Source organism: Candidatus Spongiihabitans sp., assembly GCF_965237845.1.
Taxonomy (GTDB): Bacteria; Pseudomonadota; Gammaproteobacteria; order Arenicellales; family Poriferihabitantaceae; genus Spongiihabitans.
Genome location: NZ_OZ250154.1, coordinates 1,592,639 through 1,613,855 on the forward strand (window position 1 = coordinate 1,592,639; position 21,217 = coordinate 1,613,855).

Genomic DNA, 21,217 nt, shown 5'->3' on the forward strand with positions numbered 1-21,217 from the left:
GAATATTTTCCTTAGGTTAATCAGGCGCAGGCATCAAAAAATGGAATGTATGGTCGGAATATTATACCATCGCTCACCGCAATCCGACGTGATACTATCTTGATCGGATTGAAATTAGCAAAACATTTTGAGCGTTTCAGGGCTTCGCAACACATGAAAATAAAGTTGTACGACAGCTATTCGCGTAGTCTGCGCGAATTCCAACCGATTAAAGGAAATCAAGTAGGCATTTATGCCTGCGGACCTACGGTATATGACTACGCTCATATCGGTAATTTACGCACCTATATTTTTGAAGATACTCTTCGCCGCACTTTGGAATTCTTCGGTTACGATGTCACCCACGTGATCAATATTACTGATGTCGGGCATCTCACTTCCGATGCGGATACCGGTGAGGATAAAATTGAACAAGGATCAAAAAGGACCGGCAAACCTGCCTGGGAAATTGCCGAGTTTTATACCAACGCATTTAAGCAAGATCTGGTTGCTCTGAATATTCTGGAACCGGGTATATGGTGCCGGGCGACAGACCATATTTCCGAACAAATTAATGCCATCCGGGAAATCGAGAAAAAAGGATTTGCATATATCACGACTGATGGGGTGTATTTTGATACATCCAAACTCAGGAACTACGGATACCTGGCACGACTTGATGTTACTGGGTTAAACGCCGGCCAACGAATTGATGTCGGTGAAAAACGCAACGCCACGGATTTCGCGCTTTGGAAATTCAGCCCAAAAGATCGAGTCAGGCAGATGGAATGGGAAAGCCCTTGGGGCATAGGATTTCCTGGCTGGCACATTGAATGTTCTGCCATGGCGGTTAAATATCTTGGAGAAATGTTTGATATACACTGTGGCGGCAAAGACCACATTCCGGTACATCACTCTAACGAAATCGCTCAAGCGGAAATATGCTATGGAACTAAATTGGCAAATTTCTGGCTGCATGGCTATTTCCTTGAGACCGATCAATCAAAGATGTCCAAGTCTGCAGGGGCGCGTTTGCGCCTGCAAACATTGCTGGATCATGGCTATGACCCGCTTAGTTATCGATATCTTTGTTTGACTGCCCATTATCGCAGCGATCTCAAATTCACCTGGGCAAGTCTGGATAGTGCACAAACCGCATTGAATCGATTGCGCTCGGCGGTACATGCCTGGGGCGAGCCGGGAACACCCGACGATCAATATCTGCAACAGGTTTGCCACGAAGTCTATGACGACTTAAACACGCCCAAGGCACTGGCTGTGATATGGAAGCTGGTGAAAAGCAATCTTGCTCCCGCCGTAAAAAAGGCCACCCTGCTTGAATGCGACAAAATTCTTGGCCTCAATCTGACAAATTGGCAGCCCACTGTGGTGGAAATCCCTGACCCGGTAAAAGAATTAATGGATTTACGCTCGCAAGCTAGAAAGACTCGAAACTGGGTCGAAGCGGACAAATTCAGGGATCAGATTACTGAATTGGGGTATGAAATCGAAGATTCCGCGGAAGGCGCCACGCTTCGCAAGAAATAATTTGTGGTTATTTCCTCGCTTTGTTGAGTGAACCCCTCCAGCATTTGTATGAGCAAATATACGAGTTCAATGGAATCTAACTGTTTTGCCCTGTACCGCGATGTCTAACCGCTTTTCAGGGCTAACGCCCGGAGATGCCGGTGTGACTATTTCCAAATTGCCGATAACTTTCGATTTTCCCCGACGTGGCTTCAACGTACTTAATCTGTCGCATTTAATCTTGCAGTCCGGGCATTATACTGATAGTCTTTGTGTAACCGTTGGGGCGCCGTGTGGCTGAGAAGCGAAAGCTGACCCATCGAACCTGCTCCGGATAATGCCGGCGAAGGAAACGGCACTTGCTTACCTACCTAATAAATTCCGGGACAGTGCTAAATTTTTCGCCGTATCAATTGCGAGAAATTAGAAATGCCAGATCCTGAAAATTCACTTCCAACCACCACACCAACCGCGCTGGACTGGCGGTCATCCCTGGTTGACCGTGTTGCGAATAATGGCAATCTGGTTTTGCCCAAGCAACGCGATGTTACAAAAATCCTACGCTTTTCACGTTTGACTGATAATTATCAACGACTGGTCAGCAAGCAGGTTTCACAACTTGAACCATTGTAAATATAATTTTCAAAAATAATTTTAGACATGAAAACTTTAATGCTTACACTTTTGCTGTCTTTTGCCTCCCCTGCAATCGCTACAGAAAAACTCACCCTGATGCTCGACTGGTTTATTAATCCGAATCATGGGCCGATTATTATTGCTCAAGAGAACGGCTATTTCGCAGAGCAAGAATTGGAGGTGGAAATTATTCCTCCCGCTGGTCCTGCTGACCCGCCCAAACTTGTTGCGGCTGGTCAAGCGGATTTAGCCGTATCGTATCAGCCTCAGCTGCATTTACAGGTACACACGGGGTTACCGTTAATTCGTGTGGGTACGCTGGTGGCGACGCCGCTGAACTGCCTGCTGGTATTGGAAGATGGGTCGATCAAAAGCGTGGCTGACTTGGTCGGGAAGAAAGTCGGTTTTTCAGTTGCCGGAGTAGAAGAAGCCTTGCTGACGGCTATTCTTGAATCGAACGGTTTGAGTTTGGATGATATTGAACTGGTGAATGTAAACTGGTCGTTGTCGCCGGCACTGATGTCCAAACAGGTTGATGCGGTGGTCGGCGCGTTTCGCAACTTTGAATTAAACCAAATGGATATTGAAGGGGTGCCCGGTCGGTGTTTTTATCTTGAAGAGGAGGGGCTGCCGTCTTATGATGAACTCATTTATGTAGCAAACCCCGAAAATATGGATACGGACAAGATTGCCCGTTTCCTTGCCGCCACCGAAAAAGCGACTCAGTTCATGGTCAATCACCCGCAACAAAGCTGGAAAATATTTTCCGGGACTGCTAAAGAATTACAGGATGAACTAAACAAGCGCGCCTGGCGAGATACCTTGCCGCGTTTCGCGCTCAGACCCTCGGCATTTGATGCGATTCGGTACCGGCGATTTGAAAAGTTTCTACTGGATTCTGGTCTGGTCGAGAGAGAATTAACAGTTGATCAGCTGGCCGTGGATGTCAGTGCTGACTAATTTGACTAAAGACTTGACCGACAGGAATCCGCACAAAATTGGAGCAGAAATTGGACAGTCGGGACAATATCGGTATTGGTGTTCGGCTATTCGGCAGCGTTACCTACGATGGTCGGTGTTTGTTTGAGGGGTTGTTCCTTGAGCTTGTTGCCGGACAATGGAACTGCTTGTTGGGCCGCTCTGGAGTAGGCAAGTCAACATTGCTTAGACTGCTGGCTGGCCTTTCTACCGGGGGTGAATTTACTGGCGAAATCGTCGCCGAAGATGGGTATCCTGTTAATGACCGTATATCCTACATGGCGCAGTCGGATTTGTTGTTTCCATGGTTGAATGTGAAGCACAACGTAATGCTGGGACAGCGACTTCGAGGAGACCATGCTAATGTTGAGCGTGCTTGCGAACTGATACAACGAGTTGGGTTGAGCGAGCATATCGACAAACGACCGCACCAGCTTTCAGGTGGCATGCGGCAACGCGTCGCACTGGCGCGCACGCTAATGGAAGACACCCCTGTTGTGCTGCTCGATGAGCCTTTTTCTGCGCTGGATGCGCGTACCCGAAGCGATATGCAGGAATTGGCGTTTGAGGTTTTGAAGGGAAAAACGGTATTGTTGGTGACCCATGATCCGGCTGAAGCGGTGCGATTGTCACATCACCTGTACTTGATGTCCGAGCAGGGTGTCACTGCACAATCCTTCAAAGCCGCAGAGCCGATCCGGGCTGTGGATGACACGGCAATGCTTAAAGCCCAGGCTGACTTGTTGATGACATTAAGAGGCGCGGGTTAAGGAACGAGCACGAGCATGAATTCAAGAGCAAACTTAAATATAACCTATACTTGATGCCACGTTCTGCTATGCCCGATCAAAGATTTAGACCGAGGTGCAAGAATAACTAAACGAGGTGTACTTCGCACCCCTTATATTTTTAAGGAACGAGCACGAGCATGAATTCAAGAACAAACTTAAACATAACCTATACTTGATGCCACGTTCAGAAAATAACTAACCGAGGTGTACTTCGCACCCCTTATATTTTTAAGGAACGAGCACGAGCATGAATTCAAGAACAAACTTAAACATAGATTATACTTGATGCCACGTTCAGAAAATAACTAACCGAGGTGTACTTCGCACCCCTTATATTTTTAAGGAACGAGCACGAGCATGAATTCAAGAACAAACTTAAACATAACCTATACTTGATGCCACGTTCCAAGAATAACTAAACGAGGTGTACTTCGCACCCCTTATATTTTTAAGGAACGAGCACGAGCATGAATTCAAGAGCAAACTTAAACATAACCTATACTTGATGCCACGTTCAGAAAATAACTAAACGAGGTGAAAACAGTTCGCACCAACGCTACGACAAAGCTCAATCTAAAAGACCTTGGGATTTCCATTCTGCTGATATTGTTTGTCTGGCAAGTTATCGTTTGGTTGACCAACGTGCCACCTTATATTTTGCCGGGGCCGATGCGCGTAATTGAAGCCTTTGTATATAATGCTGAGTTGATTTCGCAACATACATTGGTAACCGCTACGGAAGTCTTGATTGGCCTGGTGATGGGCACGGTGTTGGGGGCGGCGACGGCTTTGTATCTGATGATGTCGAATACAGCCAGGCGTTTCGTTATGCCCATTCTGGTACTGAGTCAAACGGTGCCAGTATTCGCGTTGGCACCGATGTTAACCCTGTGGCTGGGATATGGTCTGGGATCAAAAATTGCGATGACCATTTTAATTATTTATTTCCCGGTGACCTCTACATTTTTTGACGGTCTTCGCGCAACGCCGAGTGGTTTTCTCGATCTGGCAGACAGTATGCAGGCGACACGCCCGCGCATACTGTTGCAGGTACGTGTGCCGGCGGCTTTGCCCTCACTGGCCTCCGGCATTCGTTTGGCGGCGGTCTATGCACCAATCGGCGCAGTGATCGGTGAATGGGTTGGCGCATCCCAGGGATTGGGCTATTTGATGTTGCTGGCGAATGGACGGGTAAAAATTGATCTCATGTTTGCGGCGTTGATTGCGCTTTGTGGCTTTACCATATTATTGCGCGCGGTGATTGACGTGTTATGTAATCGAATCAGCCGCTGGTCTGGTTTATTCATTTAATTTTCAGGGTTAATCTTCAAAATACCTGCCGCATATTCGGCGTTCAGGCAAGCTCAGCCAGCGAAAGTATTGACCGTGAGGGTGGATTACATATGTTTATGTGAATTGAATCAACTCTCTTGAATCAGTCAATCACGCATAATTTGTTTAATTCTGGTTTGATACGGCATTCCGTCGAGGCCGGTTGTGGTTTTGAATGCTTCCAACAGATTAGATTCACTTTTGATGCTAATTAATTTTGATTGTGATTTGTTAGCGGGCTTGTTGATCAATCTGAAATCGTCAAGATAACGCACTATTTGAGTTGACGACAGCGCTTTGCATTGATTCAGATAGTCGTCGCTAAAAAACTGAATGGCTTTCATTTTAGATTCTTCAGTGCTTTGGCGTCTTCTATGTCCTGGGGCCGGCCGCTCGATTTTTTCATTTGTATCAAATCATTGATATTTAAAATCGGGATTGAAATGCCGGAGATTTTCTTGTATGCGAGCTTCTTTCCCCTAGCATCAAAGTTGATGATGACATCCAGTCGTTCGGATAAATCAGCCGGATTGTGGAAGTTCCAGGTCATTAGATTACGGTTTCGAATGTACTCATAACGATAATTGAACACGTCTTCGGCGGTAATCGGCAGGCGTGATTCCAACCCAATACGATTGAGAGCGGATTCGGCCTTTTTTAAATTTTTTTTCGACCACTGCAGCGCAATATCGATATCCAGCGTACCTCTAATTGCCCCATGCAACGCCACGGCATATCCGCCGACAATCACGTAACCAACATTTGCGTGATTCAGGGATTCACAAAGCCGCTCCAGAAAAGTCATTTATTAAGCATATACTAATATATACACAATACAAATCAATTGATTGTTACACCGGTTTTACTGCGGCTGAATTTGTGCGCTTTATTATTTATAGCGGCGTAGGTTCGAGTTCGGGTTCGTTGGTTTTTAGTTTTTCCTTACGTTTAGCGACATAGGCTTCCATAGCCTCTCGAATCGCCGGGTCAGTCGGTGGTTGCTCAAATTCATTGAGTACTTTCTGCCAGGTTTCCGTTGCCCGCATGGTTGCATCCTTAGCCCCGGCAAGCACCCAATTTTCATGATTCTGCCAGTCACTTAGAAAGGGTTGGTAAAACGCGGTTTTGTAGCGCTCCAGGGTGTGCGCACAGCCAAAAAAATGACCGCCTGGACCAACCTCTTCGATCGCTTCAAGACCCATTTCGCAAACATCAATTTTGATCGGTTCGAGCATGCTGCTCATATGTTGCAGCATTTCACAATCCATCACAATTTTCTCAAACGATGCGACTAATCCACCTTCAAGCCAGCCAGCGGAATGGTGAATGAAATTGCCATGCCCCATGACCGCGCCCCACAACGCCATTTGCGTTTCCCAGGTAGCCTGTCCGTCCACGGCATTGGAGGCGTTGCATGCGCTGGTTCGATAGGGCAGATTGTATTTGCGCGCAAACTGACCGCCAGCCATATTGGCAAGCGCGTTCTCTGGCGTGCCGAATGCGGGTGACCCAGAGCGCATATCAACATTTGAGGTAAATCCGCCATAGACCACAGGGGCGCCTGGACGGGTCAATTGCACCAAAGATATGCCAAGCAACGCCTCGGCGTTTTGTTGTACCAATGCACCGGCCATGGTCGCCGGCGTCATCGCCCCCATCAACGTAAACGGTGTTACCACAACCGCCTGACCAAGCATTGCCATCTGCATCGCGCCGTAGGCCATCGAGTCATCCAGCTTACGCGGCGAGTTGATGTTTATATTGGTCAGTACCGCGGGACTATCCAGCATCTCATCGAGGCGGAGACCGCGTGCAATGGCGCATAGTTCAACCGCATCCCTGGCCCGCCCGCCACCGATGCCAGTGGCAAAAAACACCTTGTCTGACAGGGTTAAATTAATTATCGTTGTATCAAGGTGGCGATTGTTGGCGGGCAGGTCGGTGGGCGCGAGCGCTTGATTTCCGAAGAATGTCAACACATTAAAGTATTGACCGAAACTGATGACCTTGCGGTAGTCATCAATATTACCGGCGCGCCGACCCTGAATGTTGTCGTGAACGTTGGGTGGTCCGGATACCAGCCCGAAATTAATGACATCGCCTCCAACCGACACGGCATTTTCGGAATTTCTCGGCATCAGTGTAAATTCAGCAGGCGCTTTGGAAATGGTTTCCAGCACCAGCCCGCGCTCCATTTTCACAATGCCATCCGCATCCACATCGGCGCCGGCCTGGCAAAACAGCGCCAGTGCCTGGTCGCCAAGAACTTCGATGCCTTGTTGTTCAAGAAGCCGCAACGATGCATCGTGAATTAATTCAACCTGCTCCTGGTCCATCGGCTCTACTGGCGCGAAACGGTTGCGTAACTTTTTACGTTCGAGTTGAGGCAAGCCAATGGCAGCAACTTTTTGCTTAGCTGAACCACGACGGTTTCTACGACTGGATTGGCGTACCATTTTATTTTCTGATTAGATAAATCAATGGGTTAAATCTATCATACGACGTTAACAAAACGATACTAAGCCTTAGATTATAACTGCTGGCCGAATACATGAAGTCTAAATCCGGTACAAGCAAAACAAGGTCAATACCAAAAGTTGGAATATTTTATTGTTATTGATTGATAAGTACGCTTGACTCAGCGCTCAATACGGGGTTTATTATGCGACATGCAAGCGCGAAACCAACAATACGTGCGAACTGTAATTTCCACGTTCACTCAATCATAGTAATAAATTTAATCGTTATTCGTTTTGACGCCAGTTGACCCGACGGGCAATTGGTTTCAGCGGTCATTCTCGGCCTGCTTAATATATTGGTGCATTTAGGAGTTATCGATGAAAATAAACATGAAAACAGGCATGGTTTTGATGGCTGTGTTTAGCCTCTTTCCAATGCTCACATCCTATTCGGGGCAGCATATTCCACAAGCCGTTATTGATACGGCAAATAAATTTTTCCCTGGGTTTACCACAGAAAATGCCGCAAGGTCCCCAATAGCGGGATTATTCCAAGTGTCTTTTGGGTCTAACGTCGTGTATATGTCCGCAGATGGTCGCTACGTCGTGGACGGCGACCTGATTGATCTCGCACAGGGTGTAAACCTGACTGAACTTGAACGTAAAAAAGCGCTCGCTGATGTGATCGGGAATATCGGCGAGGACAGCATGATTGTGTTTGCTCCTGAACAAGTCAAAAGCACGATTACGGTTTTTACCGACATCACCTGCCCGTATTGCACGAAACTGCATCAGGAGGTGCCGCAACTCAACGAAAATGGGGTTAAGGTCCGGTATCTCGCATATCCACGAGCCGGTATTCCTTCTTCTGTCGCCGACGACATGGCTTCTGTATGGTGTGCGGATGATCCCCGCCAGGCAATAACTGATGCCAAAGCCGGGCTGGCGGTGGTACAGAAAAAATGCCCAAATCCGGTTAGCGCGCACTATGCACTGGGCGTTCAGGTTGGTGTCAGAGGCACCCCGACAATCATTCTCGAAGATGGCGGCAGGCTAGGGGGGTATGTGCCTTATCCGAAACTTACTGAGGCCGCACAGCAAGCGCACACGGCAGTAATACAATCAGATGCCCACTAGTAAAAATTGAATTGCGTTGTAATTCGGCACATGCCAAATACGATAATAACTCTAGGACCGTTGCTGATTCCGGTTCCGGTACTCGGCTTGATGGCAAGTCTTTTTACTACGACCTCGGTTATGAGTCGAATTGCGCCGCGTTTGGGTTTCGACCTCGCTGCTGGGCAGTGGAATTCTAACTGGCAGGGTATTAAGCGACCGCGATGCCATAATTTGTAGAACAGGTTGTATAACGGCATTTCTTAACTTAGGCAGGCATACTCAATGAATGACGAGCAAAATTCGGCACCAGCCGAAAACACGATGGCAACCGATCCGGTGTGCGGGATGAGCGTCGATCCCAAACGCCCGGTAGCGACCGCAGTACAGGGCGGTACTACCTATTATTTCTGCAGTAATCGCTGTCAGGCAAAGTTCAGTGCGGATGCGGATGATTATTTGTCAGGCAAGGCTCGAAAAGAGAGCGAAACTCCGAATCAGGAAGGCGGGATTTACACTTGCCCGATGCACCCGGAAGTCCAGGAGAACAAACCTGGCGCATGCCCGGTATGTGGTATGGCGCTTGAAAGAGAACTGGTGCTGCAGGTCACGCACACGCAATACACCTGCCCGATGCATCCCGAAATTGCCGAGGATGGACCTGGTGATTGCCCGATCTGTGGCATGGCGCTTGCGCCTGTTACCGTAGAACTGAAGGAACAAGAAAACCCGGAGCTGGCCGATATGACCCGGCGGTTCCGTTTCAGCGTCGCGCTGTCAATCCCCCTGTTGATCATCGCTATGGGTGGGCTCGTACCGGGAGTCAGTTTCGACTGGCTGGGGTCTCCCCGCAGCCTGGCCTGGCTGGAAATGATTGTTGCCACACCCGTGGTGCTTTGGGGTGGCTGGCCATTCTTTGTGCGTGGCTGGCGCTCGGTAATGAGCCGAAATCTAAACATGTTCACCTTGATCGCCCTCGGCACCGGAGTCGCCTATGCTTATAGTTTGGTGGCGACGCTGGCGCCGGAGATTTTTCCGGGATCGTTTGGTGACGAGTTTGGAGAAGTCGCCATTTACTTTGAAACGGCAGCAGTCATCATCGCCTTGGTGTTGCTCGGTCAGGTCATGGAACTACGCGTGCGCAGCAGTACCGGGGCCGCCATTAAAGCGCTTCTGGGTCTCGCGCCAAATACCGCCAGACGGATCGAAGCCGATGGAAGTGAGCGGGACGTACTGCTAGACCAAGTCCAGCCGGGGGATTATTTGCGCATCAGACCGGGCGAAAAAGTGCCGGTTGATGGCCTGGTCCTGGAGGGTGACAGCGCAATAGACGAGTCCATGATTACCGGCGAACCCATTCCGGTGGCAAAAACGGTGAATGATCGGGTTCTTGGAGCGACAGTCAACGGAACCGGCGGCTTGGTTATCGAGGCCCAGCGTGTCGGCGCCGACACTTTGCTTGCGCAAATTGTGCAGATGGTCGCCCAGGCGCAGCGCAGCCGTGCGCCGATTCAAATGCTTGCTGATGTTGTCGCCGGTTATTTTGTTCCGGCGGTAATCCTGGTTGCGGTGATCGCCTTTATCGCCTGGGCGCTGTGGGGTCCGGAGCCGGCTATGGCCTACGCCATTATCAATGCCGTGGCGGTGTTAATTATTGCTTGTCCCTGTGCATTGGGACTGGCCACCCCAATGTCCATCATGGTTGCCACCGGTAAGGGTGCGAACGCAGGCGTATTGTTCAAAAACGCCGAAGCAATCGAAATGATACGCAAGGTCGATATGCTGGTGGTTGACAAAACGGGAACACTGACCGAGGGGCAACCGAAGCTGGTTTCCGTAAGTCCGGTGGGGAATGTCGATGACACGCAGCTATTGTATTGTGCAGCGACGCTGGAACGTGGCAGTGAACACCCTCTGGCTGCGGCCATTGTCGAGGGCGCGCGCGGCCGCGGCATTGAACCCGGACAGGCTGAATCGTTTCAGTCGGTTACCGGAAAAGGCGTTACTGGCATCGTTGATGGCAAGATGGTTGGCCTTGGCAATCGTGCGTTGCTGGAGCAACTGAAACTCAAAACTTCAGATTCATTATGGCAACATAGTGAGCAAATGCGCACAGACGGGCAAACCGTCATGTTTGTCTCCATTGACGGCGCGGTTGCCGGATTGGTCGGGGTCGCTGACCCGGTCAAATCCACTACCCCAGCAGCCATCAAGGCCCTGCACGATGAAGGGTTAAGGGTGATTATGCTTACCGGCGATAATGAAACCACAGCCCGTGCTGTCGCCCAAAAGCTCGCTATTAATGACATTGTCGCCGGCGTGTTGCCTGGCCAGAAAGCCGAGAAAATAAAACAACTGCAAGAGGCCGGACATGTCGTGGCGATGGCGGGCGATGGCATAAACGATGCCCCCGCATTGGCCCAAGCTCAAGTGGGTATTGCCATGGGCACGGGCACCGACGTGGCCATGGAAAGCGCCGGCGTCACGCTGGTGAAAGGCGATCTGCGCGGCATCGTCCGTGCGCGGCGACTGAGTCGGGCGACCATGCAAAATATTCGCCAGAACCTGTTCTTTGCCTTTGCCTACAACAGCCTGGGAGTGCCGGTCGCGGCTGGCGTGCTGTATCCGGCATTCGGCATACTGTTAAGTCCAATCATCGCTGCAGCGGCGATGAGCTTCAGCTCGGTGTCCGTGATCGCCAATGCGCTGAGGCTAAACAGGGTGGAATTATGAAATCTATTGATGCTGAGCAAGTGCATCGTATATGTGAGTTTTCCAGGCTTATCGACAGGCTCTCGCAATTGCATCAACAGCCAACCGAGGAGATGCGCGATTTACTGTTGACACAACCCACAGCAGCCGAATCGGATAATTCATTTTTTATCCGCGCAGCGTGGCAACATGATCGCGCTATGGGCGCAAAAATTATTTCCATCATTCCAGCAAATTCCGCCAATGATCTTCCCGCGATTCAGGCTATTTACGTGTTGCTGGATGGCAAAAACGGACTGCCTTTAGCGACCATAGACGGCACCGTGATGACCTACTACAAAACCGCCGCAGACTCAGCCTTGGGGGCGCGTTATCTGGCCCGCCAAGAGGTGGAAACCATGCTGATGGTGGGCGCCGGAGATATGGCGCCCTACCTGATTGACGCTCATCAAGCGGTACGACCGTCTATCAGAAAAATCTTGTTGTGGAATCGAACAACCCGTGGCGCCTTTGAGCTGGCCGGGCGTTTAAAAACCGGTAAAATACAAGTCGAGGTGATCGAAAATCTTGCCGCCGCGGTTAAACAAGCCGACCTGATATGTTGCGCGACGCGCACTACCGAGCCATTGATTAAGGGTCAATGGCTGCGAGTCGGCACGCATGTCGATTTAGTGGGCGCTTTCACGCCGGATATGCGTGAAGCCGATGACCAAACAATTCGACGCAGCAGGCTATTCGTTAATTCTCGTCTGACCACCATCGGTGAGATCGGCGAGCTCATGATTCCCATAAAAAACGGCGTGATCAGTGCAGCCGATGTGCTTGCTGATCATTACGATTTATGTCGGAACAAGCATCCTGGCCGAACCTCTGACCAAGAGATAACCGTATTTAAAAACGGTGGCGGCGGTCATGTAGATTTGATGACCGCGCGGTTTATTTACGAACAGTCGTAGCATTTTGCGGAACGTTCTTGTGGTTGCGAATTGTGCCGTTTGCCCGTAAAGTTCAAAAATCCAAACTAAAATCCAAATTAAAATAATACGTGAGAAATACAAATGTCAGACGATAAAGTTTATGAAGCAAATAGCGGAATTGTTGAAAATGCACACATCAACAACCAACAATATCTGAAAATGTACCAGCAGTCCGTGGACGACCCAACAAGATTCTGGGCTGAGCAAGCCAACCAATTCGTGAGTTGGTATAAGCCTTGGGATAGTGTTATGTCGGTGGATTTCCATCAGGCGGATATAAAATGGTTTGAAGGAGCGGAACTTAATGTTTGCTATAACTGTGTCGATCGACATCTTGAAAACCGAGGAAATCAGGTTGCCATAATATGGGAAGGTGACGAAACAGATATTGATAAATCAATTACTTATAATGAACTATTCGAGTTAGTTAGTAAGTTTGGGAATGTTCTCAAGTCGCGTGGCGTGAAGAAAGGAGACCGCGTGTCCATTTATATGCCAATGATTCCTGAAGCTGCGGTGGCTATGCTCGCTTGTGCCCGCATCGGCGCGGTGCATTCTATTGTATTTGGTGGTTTTTCTCCTGATGCGCTACGCGACAGAATACTGGATTCTGATTGCCAGGTGGTTATTACCGCCGATGAAGGCCCGCGGGGGGGTAAAAACGTACCGCTCAAGGAAAATGTGGAAAAATCTTTGACAAGCTGCCCTGATGTGCATACCACTATCGTCGTGCAACGAACCGGCAATCCGGTGACCGGTAGCGCACAACGCGATGTCTGGTACCACGAAGCCATGCTCGAGGCATCCACAGACTGCCCACCGGAGCATATGGAGGCTGAAGATCCGTTGTTTATCCTGTACACCTCCGGTTCTACCGGCAAGCCCAAAGGCGTATTGCACACCACCGGCGGGTATCAGCTTTTTACCGCCATGACCCACAAATACGTATTTGATTACCATGAAGGTGAAATTTATTGGTGTACCGCTGATGTGGGTTGGGTTACCGGGCATTCCTATGTCGTTTACGGAGCATTGGCAAATGGTGCGATTACAATGATGTTTGAAGGCATTCCAACCTATCCTGATGCGGGACGATTTTGGCAGGTGGTCGATAAGCATAAGGTTAATATCTTTTACACCGCGCCCACCGCATTGCGGGCTTTGATGGGGCAGGGCAATGATTTTGTCACCAAAACCAGCCGCAGCAGTTTAAGGGTATTGGGCACCGTAGGAGAGCCGATTAACCCGGAAGCCTGGGAATGGTATTACCATGTGGTCGGCGACGGTCGTTGTCCGATAGTGGATACCTGGTGGCAGACCGAAACCGGTGGCATTATGATTACACCGATGCCGGGTGCGACCGTATTGAAACCAGGTTCGGCAACGCGGCCATTTTTTGGTATCCAACCTGCATTGATGGACGCTGATGGCAATGAGCTGGAAGGTGCAACCTCGGGTAATCTGGTGATCAAACAATCCTGGCCCGGCCAAATGCGCACCATCTACGGCGATCATGAGCGTTTCATCGAGACTTATTTCAAAACCTATCCGGGTTACTACACCACCGGCGACGGCGCGCGCCGGGACGAAGATGGTTTTTATTGGATTACCGGGCGGGTGGATGATGTCATTAACGTTTCCGGCCATCGTATGGGCACCGCCGAAGTTGAAAGCGCGCTGGTATTGCACGAGCAAGTTGCCGAAGCGGCAGTGGTCGGTTATCCCCATGCCATCAAGGGGCAGGGGATTTATGCTTATGTCACGTTGATGGCCGGCACCGAACCGACCGAACAGTTGCGAACCGAATTACTCGAACTAGTTAAAAAAGAAATTGGGGCCATTGCCAAACCGGATCTAATCCAGTGGGCTCCAGACCTGCCAAAAACCCGTTCCGGAAAAATTATGCGTAGAATTTTACGAAAGATTGCGGCCAATGAGCTGGAAAATTTGGGCGATACCAGCACCCTGGCTGATCCGGCGGCGATTGAGGAATTGATAGCGAATAGAACGGGATAGAATTAGATGGATTATGCCGGCTGGTGGTTGTGATAAATTTTCAATGATATTAAGGTAATGGTGAAAAAGATATTACAAGCACCTGAAAACACTAAACAAAAATCGCTTTCAGTGCAAAGAAAATCAATGCGGCGAGGATGCCGCCCACAGGTAATGTAATTAGCCAGGAGACGAATATCCCGCCGACAACTCTGAGATCGATTGCCGCGATGCCACGCGCCATGCCGACGCCGATAACGCCGCCGACTGCAATTTGAGTGGTGGATACCGGCAGACCGGTGCGCGATGCGATAACAATGGTCGCCGCGGCGGCCAGGGTGGCACAGAATCCTTTAGTGGGCGTCAATGGCGTAATTTGACTTCCTATGGTTTGCATAACGCGGTAACCCATGGTAGTCAGCCCAAGCACGATGCCGCCGCCGCCCAATAACAATATCCACACCGGAATGGTGGCCTTTTGCGCCAGTTCACCGCCAGACTGAATGATACTCACTACTGCGGCTAACGGCCCTATGCCATTGGCGACATCATTCGAACCATGCGCGAATGCCATCGCGCTGGCGGTAAATAACATCATTGGGGTAAATACTTTTTCGACACTGGCGTAGTGAAAGTCCTGGTCGGCATTGGCATCGATTTCTATTTTTCGAATCAATAGCCAGCTAATCAATGATACCAAGGCACCGGCAGCAATGGCGACGACAAAGCTTTGGGCGATGGAAAGATCGATGTTCAAATGCTTTAAGCCTTTGAAAACAGTAACCAACGCAACGATAAACCCCACCATGAAAACGTACATCGGCGCCCAGCGTTTAGCCATTTCGAATGGGCGTTTTCGATTCAGAATGAGTGTGCGAATGCTAATCATGAGCAAATACGCAAGCACGCCGCCAACCAGTGGCGATACAATCCAGCTCGCTACGATAGCCCCGATCTTTGCCCATTGCACCGCCTCCATGCCGATCCCGGCGATGCCAAAACCGACGATGGCGCCGACGATGGCGTGGGTTGTGGAAACCGGCCAGCCTTTCCATGATGCGACCAATAACCAAATCGCTGCGGCCAACAACGCCGCCAACATGCCAAATACCAGTATTTCGGGTTGCGAGGATATGGAATCTGGATTGATAATGCCTTTGCGAATGGTTTTTGTGACATGGCTGCCAGCGAGAAATGCGCCGGCGAATTCGAATATTGCCGCGATGACAATGGCTTGTTTAACGGTGATCGCATTCGATCCCACGGACGTGCCCATCGCATTTGCAACATCGTTTGCGCCAATGCCCCAGGTCATAAAAAAACCAAATACAATCGCAATCGCAATCAGTATGGGGCCGTATTGAGCGAGTATTTCCATAGGTAGCAGGGCAGGGGATTAAAAATGGGAGGCGTTTAACACTCGAATTAGCGCGCAATAAACAGGCGAATTCGATCACCCACTTTTTCCGCATAGTCTGCCAGATCGCCGATCCATTCGATAATTCGATACCACATAATGACCGATACCGGATCGATAGTTGATTCCAGGCTAAACAGGGTGCGCGCTAACTCCAATTCCAGTGCGTCAGCGTCATCTTCAATGGCATTCAATTCATCAACCATTTCTTCAACCTGCCGGGCATCATGTCCGCGAAACCCGGTTTCTAACAACGTGTCCAACTCTTCGATAACTTTCAACGATTGTTCACAGACTTGGACACTGGTCTTTGCCAATGCAATCATTGGCTTCTGCATTGGCGCTGGAATCTTCATCTGCCGCTCAAACAGAAGTTCCGCAATATCTTCGGCAGCATCCGCTATGCTGTCTTGAATGTGCAGCACTTCCAGCAAGTCACGGCGATCAACCGGCATAAACAAAGATTTTGGCAGTCGGCCTCTAAGAGAATTTTTTATACGGTCGGCTTCGCTTTCCTTATCGAAAATTCGCTGTTTTACCGCGTGAAACTCGGCATCATTTTGTTCGCATAATGCCTCAAACAGGGTCGGGACTTCCTGGGCGCATTCGACTACTGCACGCATATGTTCTTGAATAGAAATCAGGGGAGAGCGTTTGACCAAATTGGCCAGTGGATTAGAAATTTTAGAAATCATGAACATGAGCCTCTGAATTTTGGGCGAGTTTAGTTTATAAGATATGAAAGCATGGCAAGAAGTATTGTTTCATTTTATTTGAATCTATCCGAATATTTACTACTTTACATAATATACATTATACGAAGTTACAATAATTAAAATGGAATATAGCACATTATATTATTATACATATAGTTAAACGCTATTTTTACTGTATTACTTTAATAAAAATAACCTACAAATTTCCATTTTCGTTGGCGATGTTACGCAGATGCGCGATTCTATTTTGGGCTTCGATAAATATTCTCGCGATCTGTGGGTATTTTGCTTTTATCCTGCTTTCCAGTTGGGTTATCGTTCTTTCAACATCTCCGGCAGAAATATTGTCATGAAAATCCAGGCTGATGTTCAGAAGTACATCTTCCGGCCCCATATGCATGGTTAATATCTCATTAATACTGAGAATATCCGTTTCCTTGCTTAAAATCAGGCGTATTCCGGACACGACTTCCCGGCTGGCGGCCTCGCCAATCAACAAACCTTTGCTCTCATATGCCAATAACATCGCGGTACAACTTAAAATTATCCCGATAACAATGGATGCCAAAGCATCAAATAGCGCGTGACCGAGCCATTGGGTCAACAATAATCCTATAAATGCCGCTATCAAGCCCAACATTGCGGCGCTATCTTCAAATAATACCGTAAAAACAGTGGGGTCCTTGCTCGCCTGCATGGCCTTGAAATAGCTCATTTTCCCCTTGTATTTCCGAAATTCCAGAAAAGCAACCGTCCAGGCAAAACCTTCGAATATCATGGCTACGCCCAAGACGATGTAGTTAATATAGATGTGTTGAATCTCCCTTGGGCTGTTAATTTTAGTAAATCCTTCGTACAGCGACACCCCGGCCCCGATGGCGAAAATTAATATCGCCACAACAAACGTCCAAAAATAGAGTTCCATGCCATACCCGAATGGATGCCGTTCATCCGCAGGTTTGGATGAACGCTTCATTCCCCACAATAAAAGTCCTTGATTGCCGGTATCGACAATGGAGTGCACGGCCTCGCTCAACATGGCAGAACTGCCGGTTACGGCAGACGCAAACATTTTTGTAACAGCAATGAGTCCATTGCCGACCAGGGCCGCGACAACGACCCACTTCGATCCAGATTTGGGTTTCAACTATGCGAGAATGGCGACAAGGCCAAGGGGAATTTTCATGGGAAAATTTTTCATATTATCTCTGCGCCCTATTTTCAAGCAAACACTAATCTAATGTCAAGAAATAAGGATGTGCGCAGCGGATTGATGCTAAACCGGCTCTATCGGTTGCCCGGAAATAGCGGTTGATGGTTTGCCATCCACGCCTACGGGAATTTCACCTTGCAAGGTGATGCGATAAAACTGCCGGTCAAAATCGGAATCAAAAATATCGGCCGGCGCCAGGTGTGCGGTCGCTCGGTTATCCCAGAATGCGATGCTGCCCTCCTCCCATTTAAAGCGCACGGTGAATTCATTACGCACTAAATGTTGCCACAACATTTCCAGCATAGCGCGGGATTCCGTAGGCGATAACCCAACGATGGAGTCGACAAAATCCGGGCTGATATAAAGCAGGCGTTCTCCGCTTTCCGGGTGGATGGCAACCAGCGGATGCTCTGATATAAAAGTGGTCTTGCCCACCTGTTTTTCATACTGGTCGGCGGTGTTTTCGGTTGCGGAGTCGACACTAGGGGCGTATTGATGCACGCACCGCAACGTGTCCAGAAAACGCTGTAATGTCGGTGATAGCGATTGATAGGCTTTGGCTGTGTTCGTCCAATAGGTATCGCCGCCGTAGGGTGGCACCACAACGCCGCGCAGAATGGAAGCAAAAGGCGGGTTGATGGCGGCGGTAATGTCGGTGTGCCAGTTCGTCCAACTATGAATAACGGGCGCCCGTCGGGCATTGGCGGTGCGGTGTTTCGCCACCGAATAAATTTCCGGATACGTTTCATCGCTGCCGAATATCACATGCCCCGGCGTCGGACTGCCAAAGTAGCGGGCGAAGCGAATGTGTTGCGAGTGGTCTAAATTTTGATTACGAAAAAAAATAACCTTCCACTTCAGCAACGCCGCGCGAATAAGGGTGATCGTGTTTTCATTGAGCGGTTGCGTGAGATTAACACCATCAATTTGTGCGCCAATATGCAAGGTAAGCGGTTTGACTATCGGTTCGGTCATTATGGTTGGTTCTGAATTATTTACAGGGATGTAAGGGCAAATAATTGCTCCTGCATTATTTGCACTCCCATCATCCGTGGCGGTCGTATGCCGATTTTGCATCGTTACATGGAAGTTACTTATTAGAGCAATGCAGGAGCAATTGCCGAGGAGCAAAAATCGGCGACACCCATGAATTTAGTGCGGGAAGTATAACGGCAAAAGGCACTGAGGGTTCAATATAGGGCTAACACCACGGTTTGATTTTTCCTTGTGGCGGTTTTTTAGCGCCCTACCCTTCACTTTTCTCATGCTCTTTCAGATTCTGCTTGCGGCGTGCCGCTTCTGATTTTTAACCTCTGCGGCATATTTTGCTCGAACCTTTGTTTGTGTTTCGTTAGAATTTTTACGTGTATCTCCGCGCCCACGGCCTTTCCTACTGATATGTGTGAACAATAGCTACGGAAAGTACAACACCATAAATCAAAAGCGTAATCGCTAATCCTTGAAGTATCCAGCATGCCGTTGGTATGAAAATACGGAGGGTCGCCCACATACATATCCATAATATGCGGGGATCCCCCATGAACAAAGCCTGAATAAAACCTACTTAGACTTCTTGTTATGTCTGCTATTGGGATTTTATCAGGTTCAACACTTCCCATTTTTGCGAGGTATGCTCGAATTTTCCTACGCGGAGTCATCGGACGCTTTTGCTGTGATTCGATGAGGTTTCCAGATTCGTCAATTTCTTCTTCCCAAAAATAATCTAGAAATTCTTGATGAAGTTTAGTGATGGTGCCGTTAGTAACCGCATCCACTAAGAATAAAATGTCCTCATTAGTTTCATCTATAGCGCGTTGTAATATTCCCTGTTCTTGAGCGAAGCCATTCCTAAATAGAAGTTGCGCTCCACGAACGAGACTCTGCACGCGGGCTAATTTTTGAATCATGGCTTCTCTAATGTCTTTTTTCGTGAAACGATATGCCTTACCAAAAGAAAGTTCTAATAATTCTGGTTTGTTAGGCATTCCTTTTTCAAAGTCTCTAAAGGCTTTGTCCATAAGACAAAGCATTTCATTGATGTCATTACCGTACATAGTGATACCTCAATAAAAAAAGGGGGGTATGAGAATCCCCCTTTGAGTGGATGACCTTTTCGTCTGATATTTAATCATACTTAATTGTCAAGCGTTACCTCAGGGTGCCAAAGGTATCTGATATTCTGCCATCCCGCTCGCAACTACAGCACGAGGTTCCGCTTTGTCGGGTCTCTTGCTCAATACAATACCTAAAATCAGAGCAGGCTTGATCACTTGCTTTGGGGAATAGGCGAGACGACTTCGCTCTTGTGCTGTTGGTTGCAGGCCCGGCGCCTAGCCGGAAACAAACAACTCTATGCAACTGGAGTAGAAAATGAAAAACAATATCTCTTTGCGCGATGGCGCAAAATATTTCTCCACGCTTTTATGGTCCGCCGCCTTCGCGTTACTGCTGAGCGGATGCGGCGGCGGCAGTAGCGGCAGTAGCGCCTCCAACCTTCCAGCGTTCCCACTCGACCCCGCTTCGGCGCGAGCACTGGTCGGCGGCGCTGCCCTTGATCAAACTCCCGCGCAGATTGGCACACGTTTGAACACATTGCATCAAGCGGCTAATTCTTTGCTGATCGGCGATAATCATTTCTTCTTCGCTGACGGAACGACAACCCGCGTTGCGACAACATGTACCGGGGGCTCCTGCACCACGAGCGGCGGCGGGGAGTCATTAACAATCGCCCTTGCAGATTTAGATTTCGCCAGCACCACAGACAACGAATATCAATCGGTTATGACCGATCGCGGCGTTTCCCTTGTGCAGGGACGGGCGCGACAGCCAACAAGCGGAGTAAGTGGAGGCCAAACCGATACTCTCGGCTATGGCGGTTGGCTAGATCACAGTTTCTTCTTCGTCCAAGCATCGGAACAAACCGCCCCTATGGCTGATCCCTTTACAGTTGGTTATGGTGTATCAATAGGCAATGCCCCAGGCACGAATCCCGCAGCCACTGGCGGCGCCACCTGGACCGGCGTGATGGTAGGCGGTGATGTTAGCGATACCGCATCGCGTGGCAATGGAATTCAGGGCGATGCTGAAATCGACATTGATAACTTTGCCAACCCGGATGTTGATATCCGATTCACCAATATCTATGACCTTGATTCAGGCAGCACTCGTGGCGACATGAGTTGGGATGATATTGCCGTCACCGGCGGCGCCTTCGCTACAGGGTCAGGCACAAATCAGATCCAGGGTGAATTCTATGGCCCCGATCATGAAGAGGTCGGCGGAGTTTTTGAGCGCAATGATGTGCTTGGCGCATTTGGCGCGCAGCGTTAAAAAGTAACAACTTGGTGAAAACGGGCAACCATTCGGTTG

At 49.0% G+C, this 21,217-nt stretch carries 18 protein-coding genes and 1 riboswitch; of the genes, 10 read left to right on the forward strand and 8 right to left on the reverse strand.

All coding sequences use genetic code 11. The annotated features are described in order from the left end of the window. The first annotated feature begins 153 nt into the window (after positions 1 to 153). From cysS to ACPXXB_RS07675, 5 genes are all read left to right on the forward strand, one after another. Complete coding sequence (cysS, locus tag ACPXXB_RS07655) at positions 154 to 1,527, forward strand: cysteine--tRNA ligase (RefSeq protein ID WP_423906176.1); 1,374 nt, start codon at positions 154 to 156, stop codon at positions 1,525 to 1,527. Between the two features lie 251 nt (positions 1,528 to 1,778). Continuing rightward, positions 1,779 to 1,875: riboswitch (TPP riboswitch) on the forward strand. A 60-nt stretch (positions 1,876 to 1,935) separates the two neighbouring features. Continuing rightward, complete coding sequence (locus tag ACPXXB_RS07660; protein ID WP_423906179.1) at positions 1,936 to 2,139, forward strand: hypothetical protein; 204 nt, start codon at positions 1,936 to 1,938, stop codon at positions 2,137 to 2,139. A 27-nt stretch (positions 2,140 to 2,166) separates the two neighbouring features. After that, positions 2,167 to 3,102, forward strand: coding sequence for an ABC transporter substrate-binding protein (locus ACPXXB_RS07665; protein ID WP_423906181.1), 936 nt, complete (start codon positions 2,167 to 2,169; stop codon positions 3,100 to 3,102). A gap of 38 nt (positions 3,103 to 3,140) precedes the next feature. Next, on the forward strand, positions 3,141 to 3,890 hold the full coding sequence (locus ACPXXB_RS07670; RefSeq protein ID WP_423906182.1) for an ABC transporter ATP-binding protein: 750 nt from the start codon (positions 3,141 to 3,143) through the stop codon (positions 3,888 to 3,890). A 555-nt stretch (positions 3,891 to 4,445) separates the two neighbouring features. Then, positions 4,446 to 5,222 (forward strand): ABC transporter permease, encoded by a 777-nt coding sequence (locus tag ACPXXB_RS07675; RefSeq protein WP_423906185.1) that lies wholly within the window; start codon positions 4,446 to 4,448, stop codon positions 5,220 to 5,222. A gap of 128 nt (positions 5,223 to 5,350) precedes the next feature. On the opposite strand, the gene ACPXXB_RS07680 is transcribed toward ACPXXB_RS07675, so the two are convergent. The 3 genes from ACPXXB_RS07680 to ACPXXB_RS07690 form a co-directional block, all read right to left on the reverse strand. Next, on the reverse strand, positions 5,351 to 5,587 hold the full coding sequence (locus ACPXXB_RS07680; RefSeq protein WP_423906187.1) for a hypothetical protein: 237 nt from the start codon (positions 5,585 to 5,587) through the stop codon (positions 5,351 to 5,353). Beyond that, positions 5,584 to 6,048: a DUF6036 family nucleotidyltransferase gene (locus ACPXXB_RS07685; RefSeq protein WP_423906190.1), complete on the reverse strand. Its 465-nt coding sequence runs from the start codon at positions 6,046 to 6,048 to the stop codon at positions 5,584 to 5,586. The genes ACPXXB_RS07680 and ACPXXB_RS07685 overlap by 4 nt, the downstream gene beginning before the upstream one ends. 88 nt (positions 6,049 to 6,136) lie before the next feature. Further along, positions 6,137 to 7,699 (reverse strand): trimethylamine methyltransferase family protein, encoded by a 1,563-nt coding sequence (locus tag ACPXXB_RS07690; protein WP_423906193.1) that lies wholly within the window; start codon positions 7,697 to 7,699, stop codon positions 6,137 to 6,139. Between the two features lie 381 nt (positions 7,700 to 8,080). On the opposite strand from ACPXXB_RS07690, the gene ACPXXB_RS07695 reads away from it, so the two are divergent. The 4 genes from ACPXXB_RS07695 to acs all read left to right on the forward strand — a co-directional run bounded on the left by ACPXXB_RS07695 (position 8,081) and on the right by acs (position 14,523). Next, the gene (locus tag ACPXXB_RS07695; RefSeq protein ID WP_423906196.1) at positions 8,081 to 8,839 is read left to right on the forward strand and encodes a DsbC family protein; all 759 of its coding nucleotides are present in this window, start codon (positions 8,081 to 8,083) and stop codon (positions 8,837 to 8,839) included. Between the two features lie 264 nt (positions 8,840 to 9,103). Further along, positions 9,104 to 11,551 (forward strand): heavy metal translocating P-type ATPase, encoded by a 2,448-nt coding sequence (locus ACPXXB_RS07700; protein WP_423906199.1) that lies wholly within the window; start codon positions 9,104 to 9,106, stop codon positions 11,549 to 11,551. Next, on the forward strand, positions 11,548 to 12,486 hold the full coding sequence (locus ACPXXB_RS07705) for an ornithine cyclodeaminase family protein (protein WP_423906201.1): 939 nt from the start codon (positions 11,548 to 11,550) through the stop codon (positions 12,484 to 12,486). The genes ACPXXB_RS07700 and ACPXXB_RS07705 overlap by 4 nt, the downstream gene beginning before the upstream one ends. Before the next feature lie 102 nt (positions 12,487 to 12,588). Beyond that, positions 12,589 to 14,523 (forward strand): acetate--CoA ligase, encoded by a 1,935-nt coding sequence (gene acs / locus ACPXXB_RS07710; RefSeq protein ID WP_423906204.1) that lies wholly within the window; start codon positions 12,589 to 12,591, stop codon positions 14,521 to 14,523. 91 nt (positions 14,524 to 14,614) lie between these two features. Here the strand turns inward: acs and ACPXXB_RS07715 are convergent, their stop codons facing one another. The 5 genes from ACPXXB_RS07715 to ACPXXB_RS07735 all read right to left on the reverse strand — a co-directional run bounded on the left by ACPXXB_RS07715 (position 14,615) and on the right by ACPXXB_RS07735 (position 19,902). Beyond that, positions 14,615 to 15,880, reverse strand: coding sequence for an inorganic phosphate transporter (locus tag ACPXXB_RS07715; protein ID WP_423906206.1), 1,266 nt, complete (start codon positions 15,878 to 15,880; stop codon positions 14,615 to 14,617). A gap of 47 nt (positions 15,881 to 15,927) precedes the next feature. Continuing rightward, a complete protein-coding gene (locus tag ACPXXB_RS07720) occupies positions 15,928 to 16,614 on the reverse strand; it encodes a TIGR00153 family protein (RefSeq protein ID WP_423906209.1) in 687 nt (228 codons plus the stop codon). A gap of 217 nt (positions 16,615 to 16,831) precedes the next feature. Further along, positions 16,832 to 17,782, reverse strand: coding sequence for a cation diffusion facilitator family transporter (locus ACPXXB_RS07725; RefSeq protein WP_423906212.1), 951 nt, complete (start codon positions 17,780 to 17,782; stop codon positions 16,832 to 16,834). Positions 17,783 to 17,911: 129 nt separating this feature from the next. Next, positions 17,912 to 18,823, reverse strand: a complete 912-nt coding sequence (locus ACPXXB_RS07730; RefSeq protein WP_423906214.1) for a TauD/TfdA dioxygenase family protein — start codon at positions 18,821 to 18,823, stop codon at positions 17,912 to 17,914. 287 nt (positions 18,824 to 19,110) lie between these two features. Beyond that, a complete protein-coding gene (locus tag ACPXXB_RS07735; RefSeq protein ID WP_423906217.1) occupies positions 19,111 to 19,902 on the reverse strand; it encodes a hypothetical protein in 792 nt (263 codons plus the stop codon). A gap of 316 nt (positions 19,903 to 20,218) precedes the next feature. On the opposite strand from ACPXXB_RS07735, the gene ACPXXB_RS07740 reads away from it, so the two are divergent. Next, entirely contained in the window at positions 20,219 to 21,178 is a 960-nt protein-coding gene (locus tag ACPXXB_RS07740) for a transferrin-binding protein-like solute binding protein (RefSeq protein ID WP_423906218.1), read from the forward strand. Positions 21,179 to 21,217: the final 39 nt, after the last annotated feature.